Source organism: Pantoea sp. Morm (assembly GCF_016643525.1).
Taxonomy (GTDB): Bacteria; Pseudomonadota; Gammaproteobacteria; order Enterobacterales; family Enterobacteriaceae; genus Pantoea; species Pantoea dispersa.
This window is the reverse complement of sequence record NZ_VOQX01000090.1, coordinates 1-16,752: the sequence shown is the minus strand read 5'-3', so window position 1 is coordinate 16,752 and position 16,752 is coordinate 1. Positions and strand designations below refer to the sequence as shown.

The window sequence follows — 16,752 nt, the reverse complement described above, 5'->3', positions numbered from 1 at the left end:
TTGAGTCACCAGCAGCAAATAACAGTAAAATACAATATCAAAGCCTTTAATCAAAATGGCTCAATAACCTATTATTTTTATGCATTAGGTGAGGGATATCAGCCATTAGAAAAAAAGGACCGTATTTGCTTTAAGCAAATGCAACCCCCTGCTAATTGCCTGGATAAAAATTTACTGATGAAAATTCAGCGGACGCAGGATGGTGGCGTGATGTTCTCACTGGATTCAGGAAATTACACAGTGAATAAAGACAATGAAATGAGTCGATTTCAGAAGGGCAATTGATACATAGCGCGATAAATCGCGCCGCTACAGTGTGTGCGGTCGATAATGACGAAAGTCACTGCCGGATTTACCGTAGCGGCGCAATTCATTGCGCTAATTAACACGCAAATTTACAGCCCGGCATTGTCACGAATATATTTACGGGCTTTCACTGCATATTCGAATGGGTTAGCGAGGGCCGGATCCTGCTCCGCTTCGACGACCATCCAGCCTTTGTAGCCGTAATCATCGAGGATTTTGAATACCGGTTTGAAATCGATCACGCCATCGCCTGGTACGGTGAAGGTGCCTTTCTTCACTCCGTCGAGGAACGACAGCGAGTTTGCGCGCACCTCTGCCACCACGCTGTCACGCACATCCTTCAGATGCACGTGGAAAATACGCGGCAGATGCTGGGTCAGCACATCCAGCATCACCTGCTGTGATCCTTCGGAGTAGTAAATGTGGCCGGTGTCGTACAGCAGACCGACGTTATCGTTGGTCATTGCCATAAAACGGTCGATCTCGGCTGGCGTCTGAATGCCGGTGCCCATGTGATGATGCAGCGTCACGCGCATCCCTTTCTGCGCCGCGATCGCCGCCAGTTCGTTGTAACCTTCTGCCGTCAGGCGCCACTCTTCGTCAGTGAAAACCGGCTTCTGCTCCAGCACCGGCAGCGACGTGCCCTGAATGCTTTTGCTCTGTTCCGAGCAGCCAATCACGCGCGCGCCCATGGCGTGCAGGAAATTCATGTGGTTGATGAACTGATCGATGGTTTTCGCTTTGTCACCGTTGGCAAAAAAGGTACTAAACCAGGCGTTACAAATCTGCATACCGCGAATATCCAGCATCGGCTTCAGCACTGCCGGATCGCGCGGATACTTGCTGCCCACTTCGCTACCGGTGAAACCCGCCAGCGCCATCTCGCTGACCGTTTGCTGGAAAGTATTTTCGCTGCCGAGTTCCGGCATATCGTCGTTGGTCCAGCCAATCGGCGCAATCGCCAGTTTGACGTTCTCTTGGTTCATTTTCAGCTCCCTGACACAGAGAGGCAGCGGTAATCCGCTGCCGTGGATAGGTTTAGCGCACGCGCCTGATTATTTCTGGTAAAACGCCGGACGCGGCGGCATGGCAACGGGCTCAATCGCACCGCTGGTTTGCGCCTTCAGGCAGGCATCGGCAGCCACCGAGGCGGCAAAGCCATCCCAGGCGGAAGGCCCGCTCAGCTGGCCCGCTTTCACATCATTGATAAACGCCTGCAGCTCAACGTCGTAGGCGTCGATAAAGCGATCTTTCCAGTCGGTCAGCAGCGCGTTGCCAAGGCGGGCATCTTTGCGCATCTGAATGGCCGACGGCTCCGGCAGTCTGGCGATGCCCTCTTCGCCCACCACTTCACACTGAATGTCATAGCCGTACGCGCAGTTCACAAAGATCTCCACATCGATGCGGATGCCCTTCTGCGTTTCAAACAGCACAATTTGCGGATCTTTCAGCTTCGCGTGTGACTTTGAGGTCGTGCGCGGGAATACCACCTGCACGCTTTTGTAATCGTCCTCGGTCAGCCAGCGCAGAACATCCAGCTCGTGAATCAGGGTGTTGGTGATGGCCATGTCGGTGGTGTAATTCTCGCCGACGCTCTGATTACGATGCGCGCAGTGCAGCATCAGCGGCTCGCCGATGTCACCGTCGGTGATCACCTTTTTCAGCGCGCGATAGCCGGCATCATACGGGCGCATAAAGCCCACCTGCACCAGACGTTTGCCGTGCGCGATCTCGGCGTCGACAATGCGACGGCAGCCCTCCGCGCTCAGTGCCAGCGGCTTCTCGCAGAACACCGGTTTCCCGGCGGCAATCGCGGCCAGCGTGAACTCTTCATGCGTCGGGTCCCACGAGGTCACCAGCACGGCATCCACTTCCGGCGAGTTAATCACCTGATGACCATCCTGATACACCTCGGCCTGAATATTCAGCCGCTGCAGCGCCGCGCGCGCACCTTCCACATTGATGTCTGAAACCGCCACCACTTTTGCGCCCTGCAGCACGTTGTTGCAGCGACGAATATGTTCCTGACCAATTGCGCCGGTACCGATTACACCGAGTTTGAGCGTCATAATTACACCTGTAGAGTCGGATAAGTAGGGTAAAACGGGCCGGGCAGCGCCGGCCTGAAAAGGGTTAGTACTTACGCGCCTGTTGAATATGCTGATTGAGCTTGTCGGCCACCTGCTGCGTCCGCTCTGAGGTGGAAGCCTGCGCCACGCCGACGTGCCACCAGCTGAAGTATTTGTGCACCATGGTTTTCGGCAGCACTTTGATGTCAATCAGGGTCGAAACCGTCTGCTGCTGCGCATCTTCCAGCGCCGCTTTCAGCTGCTCCAGCGTGGTGACACGGTAGGTTTTACAGCCGTAGCCGGCGGCTACCGCCGCGAAATCAACCGGCACGAAGCCGCCATCCAGCTTGCCGCCCTGCGGATTACGGAAGCGGAACTCGGTGTTGAAACTGTCCATGCCGTGTTCCATCTGCAGGTTGTTAATGCAGCCATTGGTCATGTTATCCAGCAGGATGACGTTGATTTTCGCCCCTTCCTGAATCGAAGTGACCAGTTCGGAGTGCAGCATCATGAATGAGCCGTCACCCACCATGGCGTAGACTTCGCGCTGCGGCTGAGCCAGCTTCACGCCCAGCGCGGCATTCACTTCGTAACCCATGCACGAGTAGCCGTACTCAACGTGATACGCGTTGTAGTCTTTGGTGCGCCATACGCGCTGCAGGTCACCCGGCAGACTGCCGGCGGCGGCGACAATCACCGCATCCTTTGGCAGTTGTTCGTTTAAGGTGCCCAGCACGCTGCTCTGCGTCAGCACCGACTTTGTCAAACGCTCAAACTCGGCGAACAGCGCAGTGCGATCGATGTGGTCAGCGATTTCCGGAATAAAGTCGTCGGTGTTGAAAGTGGCGGCGTACACGCGCTGCGTCTCTTTCAGCAGCTTGCTCTGCGCCTGTTCAATCTGGCCACCCCAGTGATTCTCAAAGCCGTTCAGTCCGGCTTCCAGCGCGGTTAATCCTTCGCGTGCATCCGCCAGCAGTTGCACGCCATCCAGCTTGTAGCTGTCGAAGTTGTTGACGTTAATGTTGAGGTAGCTGATTTCCGGATGCTGGAAGATCCATTTTGAAGCCGTGGTGAAATCGGTATAGCGCGTACCAATACCGATCACCAGATCGGCCTCTTTGGCCAGCAGGTTCGCCGCCAGACAGCCGGTTTCACCCACGCCGCCCACGTTCAGCGGATGGTCGGAAACAATGGTGCCTTTGCCGGCCTGCGTTTCGGCAAACGGAATATTGAAACGCTCGGCAAAGCTCAGCAGCGCCTGACCGGCATCGGAGTATTTCACGCCGCCACCCACTACAATCAGCGGCTTGTGCTTACGCGCAATCAATGCCAGCGCCGCGTCCAGCTGGGCCGCCGTCGGCAGACGCCGGTCAAGCAAGTGCACGCGTTTCTGGAAGAAGTATTCCGGGAAATCCCAGGCTTCGCCCTGCACATCCTGCGGCAGCGCCAGCGTTACCGCCCCGGTTTCCGCCGGATCGGTCAGCACGCGCAGCGCATTGATACAGGCGGTCATCAGCTGTTCCGGACGGCTCACGCGGTCCCAGTATTTACTCACTGCGCGGAAGGCATCGTTGGTGCTGATGCTGAGATCGTGACTCTGCTCGATTTGCTGCAGCACCGGGTCCGGCTGGCGCGTGGCGAACACATCGCCCGGCAGCAGCAGCAGTGGAATCCGATTGGCTGTTGCCGTGGCTGCCGCGGTAATCATGTTGGCGGCACCCGGTCCGACGGAAGAGGTACAGGCAATGATTTGACGGCGCAGCGACTGCCGGGCAAAACCGATGGCAGCGTGCGCCATACCCTGCTCGTTACGGCCCTGATACACCTGTAAATCGCCGCTGTCCTGCTCCAGCGCCTGGCCGAGGCCGAGCACATTGCCGTGGCCGAAAATAGCAAAGATGCCGTGCACGAATTTGGTTTCAACGCCGTCAACGTTCAGGTACTGGTTATCCAGAAATTTCACCAGCGCCTGTGCGGTAGTCAGTCTGATAGTGCCCATATGCTTCTTCCTTTACATGTGGTACCCGCTCAGGGGGTACGACGCGGTTCGGGTCGGCGGTGAAAACGCGCCCGACGCTAAGTGAAACGTGTGGCGATTATAAACAAATGTTTTTTCCATTAAACCTGATTACAGAAGAAACATTTCATTTTGCGATGAAGATCAAATTCGGCGCTGAAACGCAGGCGATGACGGGACGGGATGACAGCAAAGTGAAACAGCCTGCTGTGCCTCAGCCATCATAACGAAATTTCATTTCACGTCAGCAGCTTCCTCTCATCCGTCATCATTTCCTGCGAGCTGGCTCACAAGCCAGAGCACCCGCGAAACGGGCAAGCCGTAAAGGAGGGGAAAGGCAGCGGCACCAGAGTTTTACCTGGCTCACAAAATCGCGATGGATGTTTCATTTCATATTGTGTTTGGAATTTTTATTCCTCATACTGCCCACATAGCCAGTCAGGCACCCTGAGACCCCGGAAGCATTGCGCTTGATAGTGGGCGGCAGCGCCCGCCGTGTCTGCTTATCACAGAAGGAAACCATCAGTATGAGTACACAACAGAAGCGGCTTGATGTGATTTGTATTGGACGCATCGCCGTCGATCTTTACGGCCAGCAAATTGGCTCGCGCCTGGAAGATATGACCAGCTTTAACAAATACCTCGGCGGCTCTTCCGGCAACGTAGCTTATGGCACCGCGATCCAGGGGCTGAAGTCGGCGATGCTGGCGCGCGTCGGTGACGAACACAATGGCCGCTTCCTGCGTGAAGAGCTGCAGCGCGTGGGCTGCAATACTGACGGGCTGATCACCGATAAGCAGCGCCTGACCGGGCTGGTGATTCTCGGCATCAAAGACGAAGAGACCTTTCCGCTGATTTTCTATCGCGACAACTGTGCGGATATGGGGCTGGTTCCCGAGGACATTCGCGAAGAGTTCATTACCTCGTCCCGCGCCGTGGCGATAACCGGCACCCACCTGTCGCATCCGGACACGCGGGCGGCGGTGCTGAAAGCGCTGGATATCGCCCGGCGCAACGGTCTGCGTACCGCGCTGGATATCGATTATCGCCCGGTGCTATGGGGTCTGACCTCACTGGGTGACGGTGAAACGCGTTTCATTGAGTCCGGCCAGGTGACGCAGCAGCTACAGGAAGTGGTGCACTATTTCGATCTGATCGTCGGAACGGAAGAAGAGTTCCATATCGCCGGTGGCAGTACCGATACGCTGACCGCGCTGAAAAATGTGCGTAAGGCCAGCAGTGCCACGTTGGTCTGCAAACGCGGGCCGCTGGGTTGTGTGGTGTTTGAGGGCGAGATTCCTGATAGCTGGGAACAGACGCGCCTGCACAGCGGCGTGCGCGTTGAGGTGCTCAACGTACTGGGCGCCGGCGATGCGTTTATGTCGGGCCTGCTGCGCGGCTGGCTCAACGATGAGAGCTGGGAGCAGGCGTGCCGCTACGCCAACGCCTGTGGCGCGCTGGTGGTATCCCGTCACGGTTGTGCGCCGGCGATGCCAACGAAAGAGGAACTGGACGATTTCCTCAGCCGCGATAAGGCGGTGAAACGCCCGGATCTGGACGCGCGCCTCAATCATCTGCATCGCGTTACCACGCGTAAGCAGCAGTGGCCGGAGCTGAATGTGTTCGCCTTTGACCACCGTAAACAGCTGGCCGATATGGCGCGCGAAGCGGGTGTCAGCGAGGAGCGCATTCCGCAGCTGAAACTGCTGCTGCTGCAGGCGGCACAGGAGGCGGCTAATGAAGCCGGTCTCAATGAGAAGAGTGGCATCCTGGCGGATACCACGTACGGCCAGAAAGCGCTCAACGCCATCACCGGCAAGCACTGGTGGATTGGGCGGCCCATCGAGCTGCCGAGCTCACGACCACTGCGTCTTGAGCACGGCAATATTGGCTCTCAGCTGGTGGATTGGCCGGCCGAACACGTCGTCAAATGCCTGGTGTTTTACCATCCCCATGACAGTGCTGAACTGCGTAAAGAGCAGGACGAGCTGGTTCTTGACGTGTGGCGCAGCTGTAACAAAAGCGGGCACGAGTTGCTGCTGGAAGTGATTCTGCCGGAGAGCAACCCGGACCGTAACGAGTCCTACTATTACGACATGCTGAGCCACTTCTATAGCCTGGGCGTGCAGCCGGACTGGTGGAAGCTACCACCGCTGACGGCGGAGAGCTGGCAGGCGATCGGCGAGCTGATTGAGCAGCAGGATCCGCACTGTCGCGGCATTCTGTTACTCGGCCTTGATGCGCCGGAAGAGAAGCTGAAAGCCGGCTTCGCCGCCGCCGCGCAGGCCACGTGGGTGAAAGGTTTTGCCGTGGGTCGCACCATTTTTGGCCAGCCGTCACGCCAGTGGCTGAAAGGTGAGCTGGATGATAAGGCGCTGATTGAGACCGTGAAAGGCAATTATCTGCGCCTGATTGGCTACTGGCGCGCCGCGCGCGGCTGACGCATTTGAAGAGGATGTACTGAGAAGCGGCCTGACGGGCCGCTTTTTAGTGAGTTGCGCGCGGATGCCCTCACCCCAGCCCTCTCCCACCGGGAGAGGGAGCCGTTCAGGCAGGTCGTTAAGCATTGTACCAGCCCTGTCAGACCGCTCCGGACTGTCCCCTCTCTCACTGAATGAAGAAGCAAAACCTTGCGACCTGTCTAATAAACCGCTCCGGACTGTTCCCTCTCCCGCCTGCGGGAGAGGGTTAGGGTGAGGGAGCCGTTCAGGCAGGTCGTTAAGCATTGTGCCAGGCCTGGCAGACCGATCAGACCGCTCCGGACTGTCCCCTCTCCCGCCTGCGGGAGAGGGTTAGGGTGAGGGCAAGCCCTCAACCCCCTGAGTTTTGTGAGGCAATTCATAAACCGATGAAATAGCCTTCACGATAGCGTCAAACAAATGAAATTTTCCATCCATCTGGTACTATAGCGCTCATTATCCAGCCATATTTCCTTTTCTGACGGGCCGAAGTAATGACCAATAACCCAACGCAATTAACCTTGTTACAGGACGATATCCGTCGTCGCTACGAGACGCTGAGTAAACGCCTGAAGCAGGTGGCTCGTTATATCCTTGATAACAGCAACAGCATCGCGTTTGATACCGTCGCTTCTATCGCCCAGCAGGCGGATGTTCCGCCCTCCACGCTGATCCGCTTCGCCAACGCGTTCGGCTTTAGCGGCTTCAACGAAATGAAACAGGTCTTTCGTCAGCACCTGATGGAAGAGACCGTGAACTATACCGAACGGGCGCGCCTGTTCCGCCAGACAGCCACAGACGACAGCGCCAGCTCACCGGAGAGCCCGGTGGAGATCCTCAACGTCTTTACCATGGTCAACAGCCAGGCGCTGCAGCAGCTGGCGATGCAGGTGAATCCCGACCAGCTGAACAAAGCGGTGAAAATGCTCAACGAGGCGGAGAACATCTACATCATCGGTCTGCGCCGCTCGTTCAGCGTGGCCTCGTATCTGGTGTATGCGCTGCGCCATCTGGAGCGTCGCGCTTTTCTGATTGATGGCCTGGGCGGCATGTTCACTGAACAGCTCAGCATGGTGAATCCGAAAGACGTGGTCATCGCTATCAGCTACTCGCCGTATGCGCGTGAAGCGGTGGAACTGGTGGAGCTGGGTGCTAAACGTGGCGCGCATCAGATCGCCATCACCGACAGCCAGGTCAGCCCGCTGGCGGCGTTCAGCGATGTCTGTTTTGTGGTGCGCGAAGCGCAGGTGGATGGCTTCCGCTCGCAGGTGGCCTCGCTGTGCCTGGCGCAAACCCTGGCGGTGTCGCTGGCACTGAATAACAGCAGCAACGAATAAACCTCAGGTACCGAATAGAAAAAAGGCAGCCAGATGGCTGCCTTTTTTTATCTGTGCGCATCAGTGAATGCGTGTGCCGTTTAACCTGGTGCGCATCAATGCGCACCCTACGGCTGTGCACGTTTATATGCTTGCGTGCGCCGTTTAACCTGGTGCGCATTTCCTGCAACCGCGCGGAGACCCGATTAACGGCGCGGATACTGCTCGCTGTTCACCCAGGCGTGATCCTTCTCCCAGGTAAATTTCCACAGCCGTACCGGCCCGGCCATCACGTTCAGATAATAATTATCGTAACCGGCCAGCGTCGCCACCGGATGATACCCGCGCGGCACCGTCACCACATCGCGGTTATACGGGGCCATACACTCGTCGAGCGAACGGTCGTCGGTGTAGACGCGCTGCATGGCGAAACCGGGCTCGGGGTCGAAACGGTGATAATAGGTCTCTTCCAGATAGGTTTCGTCCGGGCTGTCCTTCTCATCATGCTTGTGGCTGGGATACGAACTGGTCGCGCCCTCGTCGGTATACACCTCGACCACCAGCAGGCTGTCGGCCGGTTGATTATCCGGCAGAATGTTATGCACCAGGCGCTGATTGCGCCCTTTGCCACGGTGCTCCACGCCAACATCCTGCGGTGCAATCAGCCGCGCCGGCAGATTGCCACTGCCCGGCGCACTGCATACCGCCAGCTCCAGATCGCTGTCGGCAGTGACTTCAACCTCATCATGATGCGGCACGTAAACCGAGTAAGGCGGCGTGCGCTCAAACGGCGACTGGCGCTTACCGATGCCGGGGAATTCTGCGTCGCGGGTTTTCACCGACGCCAGACCGGCCACCAGCACCAGGCACAGCTCTCTCTCGCCGCTGCTTAACCGCAGCGTCTGGCCCTTTTTCAGCAGATAAGCGTCAAAGCCCACATATTCCCAGCCGGCGCTCTCAGGCGTCACGTGCTGGATACGCCCGTGGCTGTCCGGCTGCTGCACTTTTGAAATCAGTGACATCCTGTTTCTCCTGTTGCGCGACATTAACCCAGCGTTGGCATGCTGAATTCAGAAACGGTCTGCTGACCGCTTGGCCAGCGCACTGTTGCCGTTTTCATGCGGGTGTAGAAACGCACCCCGTCCGGACCGTGCACGTTGAGCGCACCAAACACCGAACGCTTCCAGCCGCCAAAGCTGTGGAACGCCATCGGCACCGGCACCGGCACATTGACGCCCACCATGCCCGCTTCCACGTTGTGCACAAATTCACGGGCGGTGTGGCCGTTGCTGGTGAAGATGGCGCTGCCGTTACCAAATTCGTGGCTATTCACCAGCTGCAGCGCGCTGTCGAAGTCGCTGGCGCGCATGATGCTCAGCACCGGTCCGAAAATCTCTTCGCGCCAAATCACCATCTCCGGCGTGACGTTATCGAACAGCGTACCGCCAACGTAGTAGCCCTCTTCATGGCCCGCGACTTTCACGCCGCGTCCGTCAACCACCAGCGTCGCGCCTTCCTGCTCACCTTTGTCGATGTAGCCCAGCACTTTCTTCTGGTGCGCAGCGGATACCACCGGCCCCATTTCATTCTCTTCGGCACCCTGCTGCATGCCCGGACCTACGCGCAGCGCTTTGATCAGCGGCGTCAGGCGCGAAATCAGTTTGTCGGCTGTATCGTCGCCAACCGCCACCACCACCGGCAGCGCCATGCAGCGTTCCCCGGCAGAACCGAAAGCACCGCCCATGATAGCGTTCACGGTGGCATCCAGATCGGCATCCGGCATCACAATGGCGTGGTTTTTCGCGGCGCCGAAGGCCTGCACGCGTTTGCCATGCGCGCTGGCGGTTTTGTAGATGTGCTCGGCCACGCCGGACGAGCCGACGAAGCTGACCGCCGCGATGCGCGGATCTTTATACAGCTGCTCGGCGTCTTCGTTTGAGGAGTGCACCACGTTGAACACGCCATCCGGCAGGCCCGCTTCTTTCAGCAGCTCAGCCATGCGTACCGAGGCAGAAGGATCGAGCGCCGGCGGCTTCAGCACAAAGGTATTACCGCACGCCAGCGCGATGGGGAACATCCACAGCGGCACCATCGCCGGGAAGTTGAACGGCGTAATGCCCGCGACCACACCCACCGGCTGCATCAGTGAATAGCTGTCGACGCCGGAACCGACGTTCGGTGAGTTTTCCCCTTTGATCAGGTGCGGAATGCCGCAGGCAAATTCGATCACCTCGATGCCGCGCGTCAGCTCACCCAGCGCATCGGACCAGACTTTACCGTGCTCAGAAACAATCAGCGCCGCCAGTTCATCGCGATGTTTTTCCATCAGCGCTTTGAAGTTGAACATGACGCGGGCACGACGCAGCGGCGCCGTTTTCGACCATTCCGGAAACGCCGCATGGGCGACCTCAATGGCCTGCGCCACTTCTGCCGCCGTGCTTTGCGTCAGTTCGCGGATCACTTTGCCGGTCGCCGGATCGTAGACCGGAATGGTTTCGTTGCTGGCGCTGTGCGTGATTTTGCCGCCGATAAAGTTTCCTACGATAGTCATGTCGTTGCCTCTTTGATGTGTAAGGTCCCTGCAGGCCGCGGGTCAGTCTGGGTCGCGCCCGATCAGGCAATACGGAAAGCGTGCTATGAAGCTATTACAGTGAAATAAATTTTTCAAATAGTTCTTTTTGGAAAATTTACTTTTAGCGGCCTGGATCGCATTTTTCCGCCAGCGTTAGCGGACTGGCGCAAAGTGCGGGCCTGATGACAATACCGATGCGGCCTGCGCCCGTAATCAGCAGCAGGGAGATTAGCAGGACGAGCAGTCAGCGAGAGGGTCAGCGCCGCAGCGTGGCTGGATGAAACGAAATATGAAATTTTTGCGAGGCAGATCCAATATCCATTATTTCATAATTCAATTAAAACGAAATAAATGTTTTCTTTGCAGCATCTGCAGACAATGCGATGTGAAACGAACCCTTATCTGTGTCTTAGCGACACGCTTTTGTTAGTGTTGGCCTCGGTCGGAGGCCTTTTTTTCACCTGTTACCCACCCCATGCGTGATTACCCGGTGCGCATCAATGCGCGCTCTGTCATGCTGTAGGGGCGCCATTTATGGCGACCTGGACGCAGCATCCTCGGCTGGCAATCCAGCCTGACGCTTGATCATCCGCAGGGTACAAAGCAGCGCAAATCCCACCAGCAGCGCAGTCAGCAGGTAGACCAGCTGTACACCGGCGAAGCTCATGATAAAGCCCGCGATCGGACCGGTGATGCCGAGCGACAAATCCATAAACGCGGTGTAGGTGGCCAGCGCGCTGCCCTGGTTCTGCTGCGGCACCACTTTGACTGCGACCACACCAATCGCCGGGAACACCAGCGAGAAACCGGCGCCGGTGAGAAAAGCGCCGAACTTCGCCATCCACGGATCGAACGCGCCCGCCACCAGCAGCAGGCCAATCGCCTCGACGGCAAAACACAGGCTGGCGACGCGCAGTCCGCCGAGCTTATTAATGGCGTTGGGAAACAGCAGGCGCATGCCGACGAACGCAGCGCTGAACAGCGTCAGCGCGAAGGCGGCACCGTCCCAGCCCTGCTCCTGATAAAACAGGGTGATAAAGGTGGCGATCACGCCAAAGCCCGCCGAGCCCATCGCCAGCAGCAGGCCAAAACCGTACACCTTACCGAGCACCGCGCGGAACGGCAGCGGTTTGGCCTTGCTGCCTTTCACCGGCGCACGGGGCAGCGCCAGCACTATCGCCAGCACGCTGATGGCGATAATCACGCTGGAGAGCAGCAGCAGGCCGCCGCTGCGAAAGATCATCACCCCAAGCGGTGCGCCAATCGCCATTGCGCCATAGGTGACAATGCCGTTCCAGGAGATCACCCGACCAATATGCAGCGAGCCGACTTTCGCCACGCCCCATAGCGAGGTGCCGGTGCCGCAGAAACTCTGCCCGACGCCCAGCAGCACGCGCCCGAGGCACAACAGCGCGAGGCTGAGCACCTCCTGCTCCTCTATCAGCGCCGACAGCAAAATACACAGCCCGCTCACCAGGCTACCAAACAGCCCAAGCACTACCACCTTTTTGGGTCCCCAGCTGTCGGCATAGCGACCGGCATGCGGACGGCTCAGCAGCGTGGCGACATATTGCAGGCTGATCACCACGCCGGCCCAGAAAGCGCTGTAGCCCAGGCCGTCATGGACAAAGCCCGGCAGCACCGCCAGCGGCAGGCCAATGGTGAGATAGGTGGCGAAGTTGAACTTCACGATGGAGAGAATCTGTAAATTCAGACGAAAGCGGCTGTATTCGGCCGCGGCGGGCTGGTCAGGCATGAGTGATTACGCTCGTGTTTGACGGAATTTTTATAGCTGAAGCTTCACTATACGCCTTTTCTCGCCGTGCGCACCGTCGATTCGCGGCGGGCTGATGGCGGTATCTCCGGCGGCGCTTATCGGGTTCGCTTCGCTTACTCCTAAACAAACAATTACTTACTGGCGTTCAACTACACTTTCCACAGCGAACCACCATTCAGGAGAGGGAATGAACGAAAAGCCACAGGAGAAAATTGGCCAGAACATCCTGGTCAAGCTGGCGATGTTAGTGATTATTCTGGCGGGCATTCGTGCCGCGTCGGATATTCTGGTGCCCTTCTTACTCGCCAGCTTCCTGGCGATTGTGCTTAATCCGCTGGTGACCCTGCTGATGCGCCGGGGTCTGCGGCGCGGCGTGGCGATCTCGCTGGTGATCACGGTGATCTTCATTGTGATGCTGCTGCTGGTCGGGGTGCTGGCCAGTTCGGTAAGCGAGTTCAGCGATACCTATCCGCAAATCCGCAGCCTGCTGGAACAGAAGCTGACGGTGCTGCAGCATTTCGCCGCGCAGTTTCATATCAATATCTCCACCAGCGCACTGGCGGCACGGCTCGATCCCAATGTGATTATGAACATGGCCACCACGCTGCTGGCGCAGTTCTCCGGTGCCATGACCAATGTGGTGCTGTTGATTCTGACCGTGGTGTTCATGCTGTTTGAGGTGCACCATCTGCCGTACAAACTGCGCAATGCGATGATGAATCCGCAGATCCGCATCGCCGGATTGCACAAAGCGCTGAAGGGCGTCACGCACTATCTGGCACTGAAAACGCTGGTCAGCCTGATTACCGGACTGGCGGTGTGGCTGGTGCTGATGCTGCTGGACGTCAAATTTGCGCTGTTCTGGGGCGTTGTCGCCTTTATCCTCAATTTTATCCCCAATATCGGCCCGATTATCGCCGGTGTGCCGCCGTTTATTCAGGCGCTGGTGCTGAATGATGTGTATGACGCCGTGCTGGTGGCGGCGCTGTTCAGTGCCATTCACATGGTGTTTGGCAATATGCTGGAACCGCGCCTGATGGGACGCGGGCTGGGGCTGTCAACGCTGGTGGTGTTTCTGTCGCTGATTTTCTGGGGCTGGCTGCTCGGTCCGGTCGGGATGCTGCTGTCGGTGCCGCTGACCAGCGTTACCAAAATCCTGATGGAAACCACGCCGGGCGGCAGCCGGCTGGCGATAATGCTGGGTAATGGCCGCCCCAAACCGCGCCTGCGCGTCAAAAATAACCGGCCCGCGCCGCGCCCGTAACGTCTTACCACGCCACGATGCCAGACGATGCGTATTTGCCGATCGTCTGGCAGCGTCCCTGCGCCGTGACGTCGCCGCCGTATGGCGTCAGCGCGCATCGCCATACCTGATGAGTCTGGCGCAACACTCTTACTCATCTCGTGCCACAGGCTTTTCCTGCCGGGAAATGCCAGTAACGGCAAAACATTGTCAATAAACGCAAAGCGCAAACCATAATTGACTTGTATCAGATTGGTGGAAAATCAAAACGCTAACATGCACGGCCGCGGGAAAGTGTTATGCTGCTGACGCCGTAACGCGCTTCCTGAATGCTGCTTAAACCGACCGAGGAAAGTCTGGTGCCTCTGCAAAAACGACAACGCGATTTTGGCTGGCTGTTGATTGTCTGTGCCGGGTTATTACCGCTGGTGCTGGGCATATTTTGCACAGCCATTGAGGCGCGCCATACGGTCAGCCAGCAGCAAATTGCCACCGCCAATGCCCTGCTGACGCAGGCAGAAAAGATGAGCGACAGCGCCTGGGATATGGTGACCCGCCTGCGTCAGTACCAGAATCGTCGCTGCGCCGATATTGATGAAGATTTGCAGCGCGCCGGCACCCTTAATGCCTATTTCCGCTCGATTGGCACCCTGCAGGGCAGCGAAATCACCTGCTCGTCGGCTTACGGGCTGCAGCACGACACGCTGGCCGGGATGATAATGCAGTCACCGCCGGTGACCGGCAAAGCCTGGTGGAGCCTGTCGATTCGCGGCACCTCCGGCGTACCGGATCGCCCGGCGGTGATTTTCGTGCGTCACCTGCCGGACAGCAGCGGTTTCTGGGCGGTGATTGATGGCCAGTATCTGATGGATTTCATGCGCGCCATCGGCGAGTCGAACCGTTATCAGATGAGCCTGCGCTTCAACGGCGGCAGCCCCATCGCCAGCGGTCCGGACGACCAGCCAGAGCTGCTGTACCTCAGCAGCGCCAACTATCAGGCGGAGTCCAGCCGCTATCCGATCAGCGTCAGCGTGACGGTACCCGCCGCCGAGCTGATCAAAGCCTGGCGTCAGGCGCTACTTATTTTCCTGCCAATGGCCGCCATCTTTTCGATTTTGCTGATGGTGCTGACCGCCAACTGGCTGCGCCGCCGCCTCTCATGGGCGGATGAAATTCGCCGGGCGATACGCAACCGTGAGTTCACGGTGCACTATCAGCCGGTGTACAGCACCGGGATTCAGCGCTGCACCGGTGCGGAAGCGCTGATGCGCTGGCAGCGGCCCAATGGCGAAATGATCCGCCCGGACATCTTCATCAGCCATGCCGAAGCGGAAGGCATGATCGTGCCGCTGACCCAGCATCTGCTGGCGATGATGGCGGAAGATATCCAGAGCTGGCAGGTTGAACCGGGCTTCCACATTGGCTTTAACCTCGCAGCTGAGCATCTGCAACACCCCGATTTTGTGCAGGACATGATGCGTTTTGCCCGCAACATCCGTGACAAACAGATGCTGATCACGCTGGAGCTTACCGAGCGCAGCCTGATCGAGGACGGCGACGCGGTGTCGCGCAAGCTGCGCTATTTGCAGTCGCACGGCATGAAGGTGGCGATTGACGACTTCGGCACCGGCCACTGCGCGCTCTCCTATCTGATGACCTTCCCGCTCGATTACCTGAAGATTGACCGCGGCTTTATCAACGCCATTGAAGGACTGGAGATCGAAACCCCGGTGCTGGATGCCATCATCAATCTGTGCCACAAGCTGCAGCTCGAGGTATTGGGTGAAGGGGTAGAAACCGCGTTGCAATTTCAGTATCTGCAGCAGCGTGGCGTGGTGTTTATTCAGGGCTATTATTACGCCCGTCCGATGGACAATAACCAGCTTCGCGCCTGGCTTAATCAGCAGGGGCGCCAACCGCTTCCCGTTGAGGACCACCATGAGCCTGAACTGCATCATTCTTGATGATTATCAAAATGTTGCCCTGTCGCTGGCCGACTGGGCATCGCTGCAACCGCAGGTACAAACTACCGCGCTGCACCGCCACTACGCCAACGAAGATGAACTGGTCGCTCACATCGCGCACGCCGACATTCTGGTGGTGATGCGCGAACGCACGCCGCTCAGCGCCCGGCTGATAGGCCGCCTGCCCAATCTGAAGCTGATTGTCACCTCCGGTATGCGCAATGCCTCAATCGATCTGCACGCCTGTGCCGAACGGCTGATTGCGGTGTGCGGCACCGCCAGTAGCAGCGCGGCGCCGCTGGAACTGAGCTGGGGGCTGCTGCTCGGTCTGGCACGCCATATCCCGGCGGAGAGCCAGGCGCTGCGCAGCAACGGTGCGTGGCAGCATACGCTGGGCATGGCGCTGCACGGCAAAACCCTCGGCCTGCTTGGGCTGGGCAAGATTGGCGGTGAGATGGCTAACGTGGCGCGCGCTTTTGGCATGCGCGTGTGCGCCTGGAGCCAGAACCTGAGCGAAGCACGCGCAGCGGCGTGCGGCGCAGAGAAGATGGCTTCGCTGCCGGCGCTGCTCGGGGCGAGCGATGTGGTATCGATTCATCTGGTGCTGAGTGAGCGCACCCGTCATCTGCTGGACGGCGCGGCACTGGCGCACATGAAGCCAGGCGCGCTGCTGATTAACACCTCGCGCGCCGGGCTTGTCGATCAGCAGGCGATGATCAGCGCGCTGCAGTCTGGCCAGCTGGCGGGCGCCGGGCTGGATGTCTTTGAACAGGAGCCGCTCCCGGCCGATCATCCGCTGCGTCAGTTGCCGAACGTGCTGGCGACGCCGCATCTGGGCTATGTCGCCGACACCAATTACCGCACCTACTTCAGCGAGGCGGTGGAAGATATTGCTGGCTGGCTGCACGGCGCGCCGCTGCGCTCGCTGCTTTAAGCCGCCGGCGCGTCGACAGCACCAGGGTTAGCTGTGGCAGTACAGGCGCGGCAGCCCGGCATAATTAATCATCTGGTCGCCATTTGGCAGCTGGT

Annotated in this window: 14 protein-coding genes; 7 read left to right on the top strand and 7 right to left on the bottom strand. The window is 58.3% G+C overall.

The window, feature by feature from the left end:
• Positions 1-285: DUF943 family protein (locus tag FT726_RS22110; protein WP_346303449.1), on the top strand; the 285-nt coding region annotated here is incomplete at its 5' end.
• 110 nt (positions 286-395) lie between these two features.
• Here the strand turns inward: FT726_RS22110 and iolE are convergent.
• The 3 genes from iolE to iolD all read right to left on the bottom strand — a co-directional run bounded on the left by iolE (position 396) and on the right by iolD (position 4,374).
• Positions 396-1,292: a myo-inosose-2 dehydratase gene (gene iolE, locus FT726_RS22105; RefSeq protein ID WP_127834680.1), complete on the bottom strand. Its 897-nt coding sequence runs from the start codon at positions 1,290-1,292 to the stop codon at positions 396-398.
• 69 nt (positions 1,293-1,361) lie between these two features.
• Positions 1,362-2,375, bottom strand: coding sequence for a Gfo/Idh/MocA family protein (locus tag FT726_RS22100; protein ID WP_021507394.1), 1,014 nt, complete (start codon positions 2,373-2,375; stop codon positions 1,362-1,364).
• 64 nt (positions 2,376-2,439) lie between these two features.
• Positions 2,440-4,374 carry a 3D-(3,5/4)-trihydroxycyclohexane-1,2-dione acylhydrolase (decyclizing) gene (iolD, locus tag FT726_RS22095; RefSeq protein ID WP_346303448.1) on the bottom strand — a complete coding sequence of 645 codons (1,935 nt, stop codon included), beginning with the start codon at positions 4,372-4,374 and terminating at the stop codon, positions 2,440-2,442.
• Between the two features lie 59 nt (positions 4,375-4,433).
• Here iolD and FT726_RS22090 point away from each other — a divergent pair, with 59 nt between their 5' ends.
• The 3 genes from FT726_RS22090 to FT726_RS22080 all read left to right on the top strand — a co-directional run bounded on the left by FT726_RS22090 (position 4,434) and on the right by FT726_RS22080 (position 8,188).
• Entirely contained in the window at positions 4,434-4,619 is a 186-nt protein-coding gene (locus FT726_RS22090; protein ID WP_215480648.1) for a hypothetical protein, read from the top strand.
• A gap of 300 nt (positions 4,620-4,919) precedes the next feature.
• A complete protein-coding gene (gene iolC, locus FT726_RS22085) occupies positions 4,920-6,833 on the top strand; it encodes a 5-dehydro-2-deoxygluconokinase (protein ID WP_215480649.1) in 1,914 nt (637 codons plus the stop codon).
• A gap of 512 nt (positions 6,834-7,345) precedes the next feature.
• Positions 7,346-8,188, top strand: coding sequence for a MurR/RpiR family transcriptional regulator (locus tag FT726_RS22080; RefSeq protein WP_088516544.1), 843 nt, complete (start codon positions 7,346-7,348; stop codon positions 8,186-8,188).
• 185 nt (positions 8,189-8,373) lie between these two features.
• On the opposite strand, the gene iolB is transcribed toward FT726_RS22080, so the two are convergent.
• The 3 genes from iolB to FT726_RS22065 all read right to left on the bottom strand — a co-directional run bounded on the left by iolB (position 8,374) and on the right by FT726_RS22065 (position 12,495).
• On the bottom strand, positions 8,374-9,189 hold the full coding sequence (iolB, locus tag FT726_RS22075; RefSeq protein WP_211726999.1) for a 5-deoxy-glucuronate isomerase: 816 nt from the start codon (positions 9,187-9,189) through the stop codon (positions 8,374-8,376).
• Between the two features lie 23 nt (positions 9,190-9,212).
• Positions 9,213-10,718 (bottom strand): CoA-acylating methylmalonate-semialdehyde dehydrogenase, encoded by a 1,506-nt coding sequence (locus FT726_RS22070; protein WP_021507389.1) that lies wholly within the window; start codon positions 10,716-10,718, stop codon positions 9,213-9,215.
• Between the two features lie 553 nt (positions 10,719-11,271).
• Positions 11,272-12,495, bottom strand: a complete 1,224-nt coding sequence (locus FT726_RS22065) for an MFS transporter (RefSeq protein ID WP_346303447.1) — start codon at positions 12,493-12,495, stop codon at positions 11,272-11,274.
• Between the two features lie 208 nt (positions 12,496-12,703).
• Here FT726_RS22065 and FT726_RS22060 point away from each other — a divergent pair, with 208 nt between their 5' ends.
• On the top strand, positions 12,704-13,780 hold the full coding sequence (locus tag FT726_RS22060) for an AI-2E family transporter (protein ID WP_150059640.1): 1,077 nt from the start codon (positions 12,704-12,706) through the stop codon (positions 13,778-13,780).
• A gap of 4 nt (positions 13,781-13,784) precedes the next feature.
• Here the strand turns inward: FT726_RS22060 and FT726_RS22055 are convergent, their stop codons facing one another.
• On the bottom strand, positions 13,785-13,907 hold the full coding sequence (locus tag FT726_RS22055) for a hypothetical protein (RefSeq protein WP_346303446.1): 123 nt from the start codon (positions 13,905-13,907) through the stop codon (positions 13,785-13,787).
• 211 nt (positions 13,908-14,118) lie between these two features.
• Between FT726_RS22055 and FT726_RS22050 the strand changes: the two genes are divergently transcribed.
• Positions 14,119-15,723, top strand: a complete 1,605-nt coding sequence (locus FT726_RS22050; protein ID WP_215787006.1) for an EAL domain-containing protein — start codon at positions 14,119-14,121, stop codon at positions 15,721-15,723.
• Positions 15,698-16,657 carry a D-2-hydroxyacid dehydrogenase family protein gene (locus FT726_RS22045; protein WP_346303445.1) on the top strand — a complete coding sequence of 320 codons (960 nt, stop codon included), beginning with the start codon at positions 15,698-15,700 and terminating at the stop codon, positions 16,655-16,657. The genes FT726_RS22050 and FT726_RS22045 overlap by 26 nt, the downstream gene beginning before the upstream one ends.
• The last annotated feature ends 95 nt before the right edge of the window (positions 16,658-16,752 follow it).